The sequence below is a fragment of the Chryseobacterium sp. Y16C genome, assembly GCF_022488405.1.
Classification (GTDB): domain Bacteria; phylum Bacteroidota; class Bacteroidia; order Flavobacteriales; family Weeksellaceae; genus Chryseobacterium; species Chryseobacterium geocarposphaerae.
Genome location: NZ_CP092711.1, coordinates 1,472,634 through 1,487,444, shown reverse-complemented (window position 1 = coordinate 1,487,444; position 14,811 = coordinate 1,472,634). Strand labels below are relative to the sequence as shown.

Genomic DNA, 14,811 nt, shown 5'->3' with positions numbered 1-14,811 from the left:
ATCTATCAAAACAAGGAAATTATTTTGTCAAACCGGCATTAATAATTATGCTATTGATAATTATGCTATTGATAATTTCAACGCTAAATTTATTTGGACAGACAAAGGAATTTAAACCTGAGCGAAAATATCCGGCAGATAGCTTACGTCAATGGACAACAGGATTAATGGATGAGATCAGCAAAAAACATCCCGGATTCTACAGATATACAGACAAGGAAAAATTTGGATTTTTAATTGATTCCACTCGACAGAGCATTCAGGATTCTTTGACCCAACTGCAATATTACAGAAAATTGAAACCTTTGTTTGCTAAGATCGGGTGCCTCCATACCGGAATTGAGCTGCCGGAAGAATCCAAGACTTCTATTAATGCTTCCAATACTTTGTTGCCGTTAGAAATTTTCGTAAATGCCAAGAATCAGAAGGTATTAATCTCAAAGAATTACTCTGAAAATAAAGATATTAAACGGGGTGTAGAATTGGTTTCAATTAATGGAACTCCGATTTCAGCGATATTAAATAAATTGCTCGATGCTATTCCATCAGACGGATATAACCAAACGGAAAAAATTCTTTTGCTGAATTACAGATTTCCATTTTGGTATCAGGAAATAATAGATGAGCCAAAAGTTTTTAAAGTGGTTGTGAGATCAGAAGGCATTGATCAGACCTTTGAGCTAAATGGAGCTTTCAAAGATGTTTTTCCTCCTTTAGAACAGCTTGAAAAGAACTATGATTTGCCACTTGAGTTTGAGGTGAAAAATGGTATAGCTATTTTAAAAATTCATTCCTTTGCCGATACTTCAATAAAGCAAAGCGGGCAGAATTTTAAGAAATTTATCAAGGAAGTATTCCAGACCTTACAACAGCAGAATATTAAGGATCTTATCATTGATGTACGCAACAATACTGGAGGGACAGATGATAATGCTGCTTTGCTAACCTCTTTCTTCTTCGACAAGACGTTCAGATACTGGGATAAGATTGAAGTTACAGAAGCTGTCGCAAAAGAGATTAAAGGTGTCAATAAGATGTTCTACAAAAAACCTGAAGAAAATAACGGATTGTATCTCTGGAAAAAATCATGGATCACAAAAGAATTCGATTACTACGAACCACAAGAACCTGCCAAGATGAATTTTAAAGGGAATAACTATCTTTTAACCAACGGTCTTTGCCTTTCATCCTGTGCTGATTTTACGGCAGTAATGTCACATAACAAAAAAGCTTTAGTGATCGGGCAGGAAACGGGTGGTGGTTATCAGGGAAATACAAGCGGAATGCTGAGCAGGGCTAAAATTCCTACCGGGCTGGTTATTACTATACCTTTGCAGAAATACACCAATGCAGTTGATCTGAATAAAAACTTCGGCCGCGGCACAATACCGGATCACGAAACAGCAACTACATTCGGAAATTGGATCAATAAGGAAGATGTGGAACTGGATTATACCATTCAATTAATTAATAGAAATTGATTGAATTTAGATCAGGCAAAACATATACGGGCAAACCGAAATGTAATAGTTCTAAAATAATAATTGTCTTAATTATAAACTAAAATTCACACAATCAATTTCTTATTCTGAGGCGGTAAAATGTTGAAAGATTTATATAAGTGAAATTAATTAATCAAAAAAAAATAATATGAAACAATTAACAAACATTCTACTTATTGGGTTCTTCTTACTGACAGTAATATTAATGCAGGCTCAGAAAAAACCGAGTCGGCTAATCAATGATTTTATGAAGGTTGAAGGAAACTGGACAGGTCGATTAATCTATCTGGATTACAGCTCCGGAAAACCTTATACGATGTCTGCGGATCTTGAGATAAAAAGAATTTCCAACACCAATGAATTCCTTTTCGATCACACTTATCCCAAAGAAAAAAGTGCGAATAAGACCGATACTCTTTCTATTTCAAAAGATGGGCAATACATCGGTAAAGAAAAGCTGGTTTCCAGGACAAAACTTTCCAACGGCGATATAAGAATCATAACTGAAAAAGAAGGCAAGGATGGAAACGATGGTAAGAAAGCAACCATAAGACAGACTTACATATTAGGCAATACGTCTTTATCCACACAGAAAGATGTCCTTTTTTCCGGAGAAACTGCATGGATTAAAAGACATGAATATGTTTACAAAAAACAGCGTAATTAACCTAAGCTCAGAAAGTTTATCAATGGTTTTAAAAACGGACAGTAAATGATACAGAAAAACATTTTGAATGGCTTATTCATTTTCATTGGACAACTTTTTTTTTGCTCAAAATAATGAGCCGCCAAAGATTGACAGTTTAAAGAAAATAGAAGTTGTAAACAGCATTTGTAATTCGCTGATCAATAATTATGTTTTCCCTGACAAGGCAAAAATGATGACAGACTTTTGAAGCAACAAACTCAAAACAATATATTTAGGTCTGTCACAAACCCCAACCAATTCGCCAATGAGATTCAAAAAGCACTTCGTTCAGTAAATGAAGACAATCATTTGCGAATTGAATATAATCCCCGATTAGAAAAAGACATCATAAAATTTCTTGCAAATAAAAAAGGGTCAAATGCAATTTTAGCAGACCAAATTAAAAAAGATGAAAAACAAAATTTCTATTTTAAAAAGTTAGAAATTATGCCTTCAAATATGGGCTACATAGAATTTACAAACTTCGCTGTTCTCAGTCCTTCTGCAAGAAAAACAGTACATTCAGCAATGCAGTTTATTTCCCATACTGACGGATTGATCATTGATCTAAGAAATAATTTCGGAGGTAACGGTGAAATGTTAGGTGAAATTCTAAGTTACTTTTTTCCTACAAAAACTTACACAGGGAAAACCTATAACAGAATCGAAAATAAATGGACAGATTCTTATATTGAAAATAAAAAGGAAATAACAAATGGTTTAAAATTAGGAATGCCTTTATATATTCTAACAAGCAGGAGAACCTTTTCGGCTGCTGAAAGTTTTGCTTACACTTTACAAAGTATGAAAAAGGCTGTTATCATTGGAAATACATCAAGAGGCGGTGCTCATGCAACAAGAAGTTTCAGCATGGGAAATGGCTTTGTAGCATTTATTCCATATTCACGTGAAGAAAATGTTATCACTAAAACCGATTGGGAAGGTGTTGGCGTAATTCCGGACATTGAAACAGAAGAGCAAAATTGTATTTTGACCGCTCAAAATCACTTCCTGAATCAAAAATTACTGACCGAAAAAGATGAAAATGAGAAAAGGAAAATTAACTGGTAAATCAATTTTAATAAATCAAAATCTTCAAATGTAATCATCAATCCAACAGAATTAACAAAGTTAATCGGGCGATTTCAGGAATTTGAAATTACTCTTTCGGAGAATCAATTGATGTTTAGAGACACCAATCAAAAAAGTAACGAACCAAGAAAAGCAATAGCTATAACAGCTAATTTATTCCAGATAGACACTGATTATCAAGTAGAGTTTATAACGAATAGCAACAATGTATGTAATGCTATTAAAATGTATTGGGATGATGGGTATGAAGAAACGATCAATAGGACAAAATAAAATGAAACCAGCTATTATTACATCCAGTACAAATCTTTAAGCTAAGAAATTCTTACATCTATAAATAATACAGTCTAGGGTTTATATGAAACATTTTTATTTTATCTTCTGTTTAATAGTAATGGGGTGTCAGAGTACGAGTCAGACTCCGGATGAAGTGATTAATAACTATTACCGGAAAGGAAAGTTCAATGGAAGCATATTAATCGCTCAAAATGATAAAGTCATTATAGATACCGTTTTCGGCTACCGGGATTTGGATCAAAAAGTGGAGCTGACAAAAGAAACCCCGTTTTATATTGCCTCATTAAGTAAACCCTTCACTGCCATTGCAATTTTTCAACTGGCGGAAAAAAGACTTCTTTCACTCGATGATGATGCCGTAAAGTTTGTTGACGATATTCCTTCCTATGCCCATCATATTACCATAAAGCAATTGCTGAATCATACCTCAGGAATAAGAGATTATGAAAATAGACTTACAAAAAAAGATTTGATCAATAATGAGGTTATCCATTGGCTTCAAAATCAGGACGGATTAGCCTTCAAACCCGGAACAAAATTTCAATATAGCAATTCCGGTTACATTATCCTGTCTTTAATTATCGAAAAGATTTCCGGAGTTTCCTATGCCCGATTTTTGAAAGAAAATATCTTTGATCTCCTACAAATGCATCATACCACAGTTTTTGAATCAAATACAGTCATTCCCGATAAAGCTATAGGATATAACAAGGATAAAAAAGTGGATGACTATTCCATTCTTACCACAGGAGACGGGGGTATTTATGCTACGGCGGAAGACCTTTACGAATTGGACAAGGCACTAAGAACCAATCAACTATTATCAGAAGAAAGCACTAAATTACTTTATCAGACTCCTCCCATTCTGGAAGACGGTACCCATTCTGAATATGGATCGGGCTGGTTTATCGAGAAATCTGACGGTTCGATGATTGCTCAACATACGGGTGGATTGGCCGGTTTCAGAAGCCTGTTCTGGAGAGATCTGAAAAACGGGAATACGATCATTGCATTGACCAATCAAGGGCATGTCTTTCCTGTATTTGATTTTCTGAACGATATAAAAAAGACTTTGAAATAATGGAACCGAAGTAAGAATAGTCCCTTCTGATATAAAAAATGGCGTCAACTGAAGGTAGTTGACGCCAACATGGTTATTTTATATAACCTAAATCTTGAAGTTCTTTAAAACAATGTTTATTCTCGTCCATGTGTTTAATTCATTGCTATAAACTTGAACTTAAATAATTGACAGGATGTCCCGTAGTAATCCCAAAGCTGTAGGTTTGAATTACCATCCATGGTACAGTTGGGAATATCCCAACCACGTGTGGCATCTACCTTTGACAGGATTTTGTAATAACCATTGGAGACAGCAACTACCTGCCACGCCTGCGCATCATTAGTATAGTTCTGCCAAAGCCGGATTGATGTTCCCAGTGTATTGCTATTACTAGTCAGGTCAATGCAACGATTGGAAGCACTCGCTTTAGATACAAAACGCCAGTAGCCATTGCCGGCATCAATAGCAACCCAGCGCTGTGCATTAGCCCCATTTCTTGTCCATGGTCTTAGTACTGCGCCATTGGCGTCTTCTCCATTTTTTAGATCGAGTACTTTGTTGGCATCGGTCTGGAACTCGATCTCGTAAATACCATTATTGACCAGACTGCTGGTGGTATTACAGTTTCCAACAGGATAGTTAGAGGACGCGTATTGCTGAAACCATTGTTTGACCGGGGCGGCACAAGCTTCCCAATCATTGTTGAAGGCTGTTCCGGCATTGGGGTCACCTTTGTGGAGCAGATCATCCGGGGCAAGGACATTCCAGCTCACATTGCCTGATTGATCCACGATATATTTTAAATTTGCGCCAAATCCGTTTCCTCCCGCAGTACCGGTTGTACCAATACCGAAAGTGCCATATCCCTGCGGAGCCCAGTCAGTCTCTGTAATGGCGATTGGTGCAATGTCTGCGATTGGTTTAACATTGATATTCCATGCATTTTGAAAGGATTGATAATTGTTGACACCACCCCAGTAACCAGGATAAATGTGAACAGCATAGCCTATATTTCCCCCTGTGATCTGATTATTGACATAGCCCTGATAGTGTGATTGCCATCCCGTACCTGGTATCCAGCAAACATTATTCGCTCCGTTGTTACGAATAATGTTAACTAAAGGCTGGAAGAAGTTTTTAAGTGCTGCAAAATGTTCGTTACCCGTAGATCCCCATGTGCCGTTTGTTCCCAGGATTTCAACAGGTTCATTAGCTAATTCGAACATTACATTGTCAGCGTTCTTTAGACCCGGATGTTGTGACAAAAAGGTCCATACGGTTTTAAGGTAGCTATGATAAGCATCGTTCACAGCAATACGATTTGGACATACGCCTGGCGGACGCAGGATGACATACATTCCCAGACTGCGGGCATGGTTGATCAGTGGAATGATCACCTGATCCGTATAGGTGACCAGACGGTTATAATTGAATCTTGAGATATCGTTCTCAGGAATAGCCGGTCCGGGATCATTGGTCCAATACGGATCGATATGAAGACGGATGTAATTGAGATACCAGCCATCGGTAGGGTTGCTGAGTTTGTCCATGACAGCTTTGTTATAATTCAAAGCCCCCTGAACATTATAATTATCCCAGGTACAGTAGCCGGAATTGGCGCCATATTGACACCCGTTAAACCAAGGGCTAGGTGTTATGGCAACCCCATGTAAGACAACGTTATTGCCGCACGGATCTTTGAGGTATCTGCCTCCGACATGCAGAGTTGGTGTTGCCGCCAATGCTCTTGCACCGGTACCTAGATTTGTTTCAGGTTCTTCCATTAAACTTTTTTCTTCCAGCGTAGAGCAGCTGGAAAGAATGATTAACAGAAAGGCTAGGAGCCACATTTTGTTTGTTCTCATAATTAAATATTTAAAGGTGATTAATGATGTCGTTTTTAGCTATCAGTTTCCTGGCTTTTATCCTTGTGAACATGATAATAATTGATTACCCGTTTTATAAAAAAGTATAATCCTTAAGATTTTCTTGGGGCAACTGTGATGTAGAATATAAATATCTTTCTGTGAGATTACTTTCGGAGTAAATATTTTTGAAAATGTAAACAAATGATATGTTTGTTGAATTTTTAATTTTCATTTGATTTATCTATTAGTTTTGCATAAATATATGTAAATTATTAAATATAAATTAAATTTTTGTTAAAAATTAACAAATGGAATCAATATCATAAATGGAGTAATTAACAAATGGTTGTAATGCTATGTACTAAAAAGAAAATAGGAGAATCTTATCATATTTTTACTTTGTCTGAAGTTTTCCGTCATTGGCTCAAAAAATCATAAAAATAGCTTTGATTAAAAAAAAGAAGCTTCAAAAATTTCATGCAATTAGATACGAACAGAGATTCTGTTACATATTTCGGGAATTGAGATACTTTTTCTTGTGTGCGTTGTTGGAAATTTGCATTATAAAAATCCAGCATTATGTCACTGATCAAATCAAATCTTTGAATCTATTTTAGATTTTGCGCTTTCTACTAAAAACAACGCCAATACAAAAAGTATTGGCGTTGTCAAACAATGAAATATTAAATATCCCTAATTCCTGAATATCATTTCTCGCAATACAGTCAAATTAGGTCGTTCTGATAATTGAAATGATGTATTAGTTTTTAGGCTTTAGATCTTCAAACTTTTCATCCGCAGGTAGAATGTGCTGAACTTTTTCAACCACTAATTCTTTCGGAACAGAGAATTCTGCTGTTTGTTTGATGTCTAAAGAAGAAGCTCCGACAAATACTTTGTAATTTCCGGCTTCTGCAACCCACGCAGATTTTGCGGTTTCAAATGATGCTAAATCTTTCGGATTTAATACCAAAGTAATGGTTTGGGATTCTCCAGGTTTCAGATCTTTGGTTTTAGCATAAGCTTTCAATTCAGATTTTGGTTTGTCGATATTTTTCCCCGGAGCTGAAAGATACAATTCAACGACTTCTTTTCCGGTAACTTTTCCGGTATTTTTTACATCAAAAGTTATTTCTAATTGGTTATTAAAAGTCTTTGAGTTCGTTTTAATATTTGAATACGCAAAATCCGTGTAAGATTTCCCAAAACCGAATTCATACGAAGGTTTTACGCCAAACGTGTTAAAATAACGGTAACCAACATACACCCCTTCCTGATACGTCACATCTTTCGGATTATCTGCAGGAACTCCCGGGAAATTCTTTGCCGAAGCGTGATCTGCGTAATTCACAGGGAAAGTCATCGTTAGTTTTCCGGAAGGATTTACCTTTCCTGAAATCACATCTGCAACGGAATGTCCGCCTTCCTGACCCGGTTGCCAAGCTAATAAAATAGCATCGACTTTATCCTTCCACGAAGCGGTTTCGATAACCCCGCCGATATTTAAAATCACAACCACTTTTTTCCCTTTGGCGTGGAAAGCTTTCGAGATTTTATCCAGCATTTCGATTTCTTCCGTCGCCAGATTGAAATCATTATCAACAACTCTGTCACCGCCTTCTCCTGAGTTTCTTCCCAACGTCACGAAAGCGATTTCCGAAGTTTCTGCTTTTTTAGCATAGAACGCATCATCCAGTTTCATTTCGGGAAGTCTTTCTGGTAAAGCCAAAATTCCTTTTGCTTTTCTTCTTTCTTTTTCGGCGGCTACTTCTTTTTCAGCGTGTGGTTGGTATAAATCAACCAATTCTTTGTCTAATTTGTAACCTGCCGCATTCAAACCTTCCAAAAGAGAAACCGTGTGCTTGTTATTTACGCTTCCGCTTCCTGTTCCGCCCGTAATCCACGCATAGGAAGTCACTCCGAATAATGAAACTTCTTTCTGCTTGTTATCAAAAGGCAAAGTATTTTGTTCGTTTTTAAGCAAAACCATTCCTTCTGTTGCAGCGTTTCTGGTTACTTCCGCATGTTCTGCAAGATTAGGTTTGTCGCTGTATTGGTGTCGGGCAAAAGTTGGTGTTTTGAATACATATTCCAGGATTCTTTTCACATTAAGGTTGGCAACTTCCTGAGATACTTTCCCTGACTCTAAAGCCGCCAATAAAACTTTTTTCTGCGCTGGAATTCCCGGCATCAGAAGGTCGTTTCCTGCGTTCATCTGCTTGACAACATCAGAAATTCCGCCGCTTCTGATGGATTCAAATCCCGGGAAACCACCGAACCAGTCGGTCATTACAATGCCTTTGAAACCCCATTCGTTTCTCAAAACCTGAGTTAATAAATCTTTTGAATCTGATGTGTAAACGCCGTTCACTTTGTTGTAAGATGACATTACGGTCCAGGGCTGAGATTCTTTAACAGCGATTTCGAAATTTCTCAAATACAATTCTCTCATCGCTCTTTCAGAAACGTGGGCATTGATTGTTAAACGGTTGGTTTCTTCATTATTCGCAGCGAAATGTTTGATGGAAGTTCCCACACCCTGAGACTGGATTCCGTTTACAATAGAGGCAGCCGTTTTTCCTGAAATCAAAGGGTCTTCAGAATAATATTCGAAGTTTCTGCCGTTCAATGGATTTCTTTGAATGTTTAAAGCCGGCGCTAAAAGTACGTCCACACCATATTCTTTCACCTCATTTCCCATTGCTTTTCCAACCTGCTCCAAAAGTGTTTTATTCCAGGTCGAAGCCAACGCTGTTCCCACAGGAAAAGCGGTTGCATAATACGTTTTTGAATCATTCGGTCTTGTTGGCGCAATTCTCAAACCGGCAGGTCCGTCTGCAACCACCGTCGCAGGAATTCCGAAACGGTCGAAATTCGCTGTTCCACCCGCCGCTCCGGGAACCAAACCCTGCTTTGAATCTCCGACAGGTCCGGTCAGAACTTCAATTCCGGGCATTCCTGTTCCGATCAGAAGATTTACTTTTTCTTCGTTGGTCATTTGCTTGATGATGGCATCAATTCTTTTGTCAACGGATAATCTTGTATCTTCCCAGATATCGAGTTTACCGTTTTTGTTGAGGTCTTTGAATATCTTTCCGCCAACGGTAACCGTCGGATTATTTTGGGCCTTTGCAAAAGGCGAAGCTGCTAATAAAGCCAGGAACAATCCTGCGAACTTTGCTTTTTTCGAAAGCATCAGCAAAGTAGTTTCGTTCTTGTTCATAATATGTTTTACTTTTTGTTATTATTGAGGATTTCTGAAATTACGGCAGAAAGCTGTGCAGGCACAACTACTGCCGTAAAAAGAAACTATATGATTGATTTTTTGATTAAAATGTTATAAAAACTTATGAAACCGTAACCAATCCAAATACACATCCGACCATTTATCAACAGGAAGGTTCTGTTTTCCCATTCCGAAACCGTGACCGCCCTTTTCATAAATGTGAAGTTCAGCAGGCTGCTTTGCATCGTGCCATTTGGTGTACAGTAAAATAGATTTCGGAGCCAGTTTTAATTGGTCATCGTCTGCTGCGCAAATGAACAAAGGCAATTTTTGTTCAGGAACCTGATAACCTAAAACCACGTCACTAGGACCGCCGTAGATGGAAGCTGCAAAATTTGGAATGGTAGAAGCATCTTCGCTGTGAAGTACACTTTCCAGAATCACACTTGCACCCGCTGAAAAGCCGATAACACCCAATTTTTCTGGATTTACATTGAGTTGAGCTGCGTTTTTTCTGATGTAAGAAATGGCAGTTTTAATATCATTTCCTGCCATCACTTTGATCGGAGCTGTTTTGGCATCAAAAGCTGGTCTGTCTTTGATGTTTTCCATCATTTCACGAGCCGGATCGCCGGTTTTGGTTTCGAGCAAACGATATTTTAAAACAACTGCCGTAATTCCTTTTTCCTGAAGAATTTTGGCTAAATCTCTTCCTTCTTTATTAATGGAAAGACTCTGAAATCCGCCACCGGGAGCGATTACGATTACTGTTCCGTTGGCTTTTGCCTTTGGCGCTTCGTAGATTTCTATTGCCGGAGCGGAAACATTGTACACCAGATGAGTTTTGAATAAATCTGAGTCCATTTCTTTTTCAGAATACGTCCAGTTTTCTGATCCCGGAGCTTTTCCCTGGTACAATGGAATTGATTTTTGTGCGTTAATGGTAGTTAAACCAAAAATTAATGCACTTGATATAATAAATTTTTTCATTTTTAAATTGTTTGATTTGTAAAAATTTTAACGCAAAGAGCGCAAAGTTTTTTTGATTATTAAACTGTTTTCAAGTTCGCAAAGGCGTTAGCACTCAGCTAAGACGATAGTAATTTCACAGTTAGTTTGTCATTCCGTAGGAATCTCAATAATGATTGTAAAATTCTATGCTTAGATTCCTACGGAATGACAAAACCGTGTTTTTTTATATTGTCACGTTTTTTATGCTGAATCCGCAGCCCGACTTGAGCGGAAATCCTTTTTTGCTTATACAAAAGTTCTATTTAATCTGAAATCGTCCTGCAAAAAAGATTGGGAGCGGAAGGCAGAAATAGCTGCCCAAACCTAACATAATGGTTCGACGTAGTCAAATATTTATTTTATTTAAATAATTGCGGAACAAATTCATTTAAATACGTTCTCCAATTGCTCCACGTGTGACCGCCTTCGGACTCTACGTATTGATATCTGAAATTCATTTTATCGAGCTTCTGACGGTATTCTGCTACATTTTTGTATAGAAAATCGGTCTTTCCGATGGCAATCCAGTACAGTTTGTACGAGTTACTTTGCTGAGTTTTTAGTTTTTGATCTAAATTCTGATAAACCGGGCTTTTCTTTTCGTCTGGCGGAAGAATTGCAGGAGAAAAAAGCCCTACATAATCGAAGGTTTTCGGCTGATTGGCAGAGATGTATAACGAGTGGAAACCGCCCATCGAAAGTCCTGCAATTGCACGGTTTTTGGCATCAGCTTTTACGTGGTAATTGGATTCTGTGAAATTTATAATCTCTTTAAAATACGTTTCCATATCGCCACTGAAAATATCCGGTGTCCTCATATCGATTTTATAAAAACCTTTCGAAGATTCGCCCGGCGCTGCAGAATTGCTTGTATGACCGTTTGGCATTACAACAATCATGGGTTTTGCTTTTCCCTGGGCAATTAAATTATCTAAAATCTGAGAAGCTCTACCTAAAGTCATCCACGCTTCTTCGTCGCCACCCATTCCGTGAAGCAAATACAAAACAGGGAATTTTTCTTTCGAGTTTTCGTAACCTGGAGGTGTATAAACTGTTAATCTGCGATCTTCTTTCAGTCCGTCTGATTTGTACCATCTTTTGGAAACCGTTCCGTGCGGCACATTCTGAACTTTATAATTTTCGGATTGTTTTCCGTCAACTAAAAACATACTCATCACCGAGGAAACATCCCGAACCTGATAAGAATTGTTCGGGTCGCTGGCTTTCACGCCATCCACAACGAATGAATACGTGTATAAATCGGGTGTGAAATCATTTTTAGTAAACGACCAAACACCGTCTTTGTCTTTCTGCAAATCCACGGAACCCGGATCCATTCCTTGTGAAGGAAACCAGTTTCCCTGAAGCTTTACGCTCTTCACATTAGGTGCCAATAATCGAAACGTAATATTTTTTCCATTGATTTCGGGAGAAATTAAATTTTTCTTTCCGCTGAAATCAAGGCTTTCCTGGGCAAACATTAATGAACCAAGCATCATTGAATAAATTGTGTATCTGATTTTCATATTATATTGTTTTTTTATTTTTTTAGCCACAAAAGTTTTTTAACACATTAGATTTAAGTTTAAAATGTTGAAAATATTGGAACACAAAAGTTTTGAGAATCTTTGATTTGCAGTTTTGTGAACTTTTTCGGAGTATTAATTATAGCTTTAAATCTTTTGTGACTTTATGGTTATTAAAAGACAGTTGTTAATTCAAAAATAAAATTCTGAGCCTGTACAATACAGACTCAGAATTATCAATTATTTTTTATATTTCTCAGTTCTCGCATCTTTAATGACGCCAGACCAGTTCATTCCGTATCCGAAATCATAGTTGTGACCTTCGGAATCTTTATGCGTTTCCATATCGTAAGGCACGTCTTCTTTCTGCTTTTCAACGGTCGCCATATTCGCAGGCATCTGAAGCGGAAGCAATCCTGAAGGTTCGTATTTTCCGGTTACAATATCCACAACGGCTTGATTCGATACATTAAAATTCATTAAAATCGCATCAGCGTGCTTTTCAAATTCATTGAAAACCATCGGTTTTGAAGCCGTTACAGAAACAATCACAGGTTTTCCCTTCATTGCTTTGTATGCATTTTCTATGGCTAATAAATCTGTGAAATTGGTTGCTGTCGAAGTTTTGTTTTTAAATGTTCTGTCGTGTACATTGGGTGCAACAACAGGATCTCCCGCTGCAATACTTTTTTCACGGGCTTCCGTTGCTGTATAAGTTTGATATTGAAGAGAAATCGGAACATAGCCGTTTCCGCCTTCTGCCGCATCAATATCGCTGTAACCACCTTCTTCACTGTGCGGACTTTTCACAAAAACTAAGGCAAAATCAGCTTTTGAAGGATCTTCGGTTACGTTATAATGTTTCTTCACTTTTTCGATATCAACAGGATACTCTAAAGACGGAGCCGTGTAAACTCCCCACCAGTTGAACGTCGCCGGAGAATATCTCTTCGGAATGTAAACCGTTTTTCTTTCTTTAATCGGAAGAATGTTGGCTTTGTTTTTCAACAGTACGATAGATTTTACCTGAGCTTCGTAGCCTGCTTTCATAAATTCAGGATTACCAACGATTTTCTTGGTTTCTTCAACATTGACATAAGGATTTTCAAACAATCCTGTTCTGAAGAAATTTCTCAGCAAACGGACTGCAGACTGCTCAAATTTAGCGCGATATGCTTTTTCGCCATGCTCTTTCACGCCCATTTGATAGGCTTCCAAAACAGGCCCTTTATCATTATTTCCTCCGAATTGGTCAACTCCGGCTTCCAACACCTTATAATGACGTTCCGCAATGGAAAGTTTTTCAGCACCCCAAGGTTTTCCGGCAAATCCGCCTGGCGTTTTTGGTTCGTCTGCTGTAATCAACCAGTCGGTACAAACTACACCATCATATTTATATTTTCCACGAAGTAAGTCTGTGATTAAATATTTGCTGTAACCGTTTCCAACATTTTCGCCGTTCTTAGTATCCTGATTAAAGCTAATCGTGTAATAAGGCATCACTGCAGAAGCTTCTTTAGTTCCGCCAGCTAATTTGAAAGCACCTTCTGTAAAAGGTTTTATGTGATTTTGGAAATTATTTCCCGGATAAACCGCGAATTTTCCCATTGCCCAGTGACCATCACGACCACCTTCTTCAGGTCCGCCTCCCGGCCAGTGTTTTACCATTGCATTTACACTTTTGTTTCCCCAACCATTTTTATTTCCGATGGTCGTTTGGAAACCGTCGATGTAACCTCTTGCCATATCTGCCGTCAATTCAGGACTTTCGGAAAAAACGTAAGCGATTCTGTACCAACGCGGTTCTGTTCCTAAGTCGATTTGAGGTGATAAAGCCGTTGAAATTCCTAATGCTCTGTATTCCTGAGCGGCAATATTTCCGAATTTTTTAACCAATTCCGGGTCGAATGTTGCGCCCATTGCCAAACCATCCGGCCAAAGAGAAATCTGTCCGCCGGCTCCTTCATTAAATTCGGCTGTTACGGTTGCGGAATGTCTCGGGTCTGTACTGTTGTTCGCAGGAATTCCCAATCCCAAACCTTCAATATAAGCCTGAATATTGTTACTCCATTGTGCTGCAATTGCAGGAGATTCAACCGTTGTTACCAAAACGTGACGAAGGTTGTCTTCTTTTAAAAATTTCTTTTGTTGGTCTGTTAAATCAGAGGCTTTTGCGCCGCTTTCTTTATAAAATTTGCCGTTATATTTTCCTGCTCTTATGCCATCTGGAGGTGCAGGAACCGATTGATGACCACTATACAACATCAAACCTGCAATCTGCTCGACCGTCATTTTTGAAGCTAAATCTTTTGCTCTTTCGTCAACCGGAAGTCTCCAGTCTTCGTATTTGTCGAGTTTTCCGTTTTTATTTAAATCCTTGAATTTATTTCCGCCAACTGTCAGAATCTTCACTCCTGAATCTGAGGAATATCCCAAAACAGGACCTTTAGAATTTGTAACTGTCTGAATGTTTTGCGAAAATGCTGTTATTCCCAAAAATAATGCAGCAACATTTAAAACCGTTCTTTTCATTGTTTA

At 38.0% G+C, this 14,811-nt stretch carries 10 protein-coding genes; 5 read left to right on the top strand and 5 right to left on the bottom strand.

The window, feature by feature from the left end; genetic code table 11:
• The first annotated feature begins 62 nt into the window (after window positions 1-62).
• The 5 genes from MKS83_RS06515 to MKS83_RS06495 all read left to right on the top strand — a co-directional run bounded on the left by MKS83_RS06515 (window position 63) and on the right by MKS83_RS06495 (window position 4,660).
• Window positions 63-1,481, top strand: coding sequence for a S41 family peptidase (locus MKS83_RS06515; protein ID WP_240582463.1), 1,419 nt, complete (start codon window positions 63-65; stop codon window positions 1,479-1,481).
• A gap of 169 nt (window positions 1,482-1,650) precedes the next feature.
• Window positions 1,651-2,169 carry a hypothetical protein gene (locus MKS83_RS06510; RefSeq protein ID WP_240582462.1) on the top strand — a complete coding sequence of 173 codons (519 nt, stop codon included), beginning with the start codon at window positions 1,651-1,653 and terminating at the stop codon, window positions 2,167-2,169.
• A 67-nt stretch (window positions 2,170-2,236) separates the two neighbouring features.
• Entirely contained in the window at window positions 2,237-2,398 is a 162-nt protein-coding gene (locus MKS83_RS06505; RefSeq protein ID WP_240582461.1) for a hypothetical protein, read from the top strand.
• Window positions 2,395-3,261 (top strand): S41 family peptidase, encoded by an 867-nt coding sequence (locus MKS83_RS06500; protein ID WP_240582460.1) that lies wholly within the window; start codon window positions 2,395-2,397, stop codon window positions 3,259-3,261. The genes MKS83_RS06505 and MKS83_RS06500 overlap by 4 nt, the downstream gene beginning before the upstream one ends.
• A gap of 415 nt (window positions 3,262-3,676) precedes the next feature.
• Window positions 3,677-4,660, top strand: coding sequence for a serine hydrolase domain-containing protein (locus tag MKS83_RS06495; protein ID WP_240582459.1), 984 nt, complete (start codon window positions 3,677-3,679; stop codon window positions 4,658-4,660).
• Between the two features lie 134 nt (window positions 4,661-4,794).
• On the opposite strand, the gene MKS83_RS06490 is transcribed toward MKS83_RS06495, so the two are convergent.
• The 5 genes from MKS83_RS06490 to MKS83_RS06470 all read right to left on the bottom strand — a co-directional run bounded on the left by MKS83_RS06490 (window position 4,795) and on the right by MKS83_RS06470 (window position 14,805).
• The gene (locus MKS83_RS06490; RefSeq protein ID WP_240582458.1) at window positions 4,795-6,507 is read right to left on the bottom strand and encodes an RICIN domain-containing protein; all 1,713 of its coding nucleotides are present in this window, start codon (window positions 6,505-6,507) and stop codon (window positions 4,795-4,797) included.
• 763 nt (window positions 6,508-7,270) lie between these two features.
• Complete coding sequence (locus MKS83_RS06485; RefSeq protein ID WP_240582457.1) at window positions 7,271-9,733, bottom strand: glycoside hydrolase family 3 C-terminal domain-containing protein; 2,463 nt, start codon at window positions 9,731-9,733, stop codon at window positions 7,271-7,273.
• Window positions 9,734-9,847: 114 nt separating this feature from the next.
• Window positions 9,848-10,726 carry an alpha/beta hydrolase gene (locus MKS83_RS06480; RefSeq protein WP_240582456.1) on the bottom strand — a complete coding sequence of 293 codons (879 nt, stop codon included), beginning with the start codon at window positions 10,724-10,726 and terminating at the stop codon, window positions 9,848-9,850.
• Between the two features lie 380 nt (window positions 10,727-11,106).
• Window positions 11,107-12,273, bottom strand: coding sequence for an esterase (locus MKS83_RS06475; RefSeq protein WP_240582455.1), 1,167 nt, complete (start codon window positions 12,271-12,273; stop codon window positions 11,107-11,109).
• Window positions 12,274-12,513: 240 nt separating this feature from the next.
• Window positions 12,514-14,805, bottom strand: a complete 2,292-nt coding sequence (locus MKS83_RS06470) for a glycoside hydrolase family 3 protein (RefSeq protein WP_240582454.1) — start codon at window positions 14,803-14,805, stop codon at window positions 12,514-12,516.
• Between the last annotated feature and the right edge of the window lie 6 nt (window positions 14,806-14,811).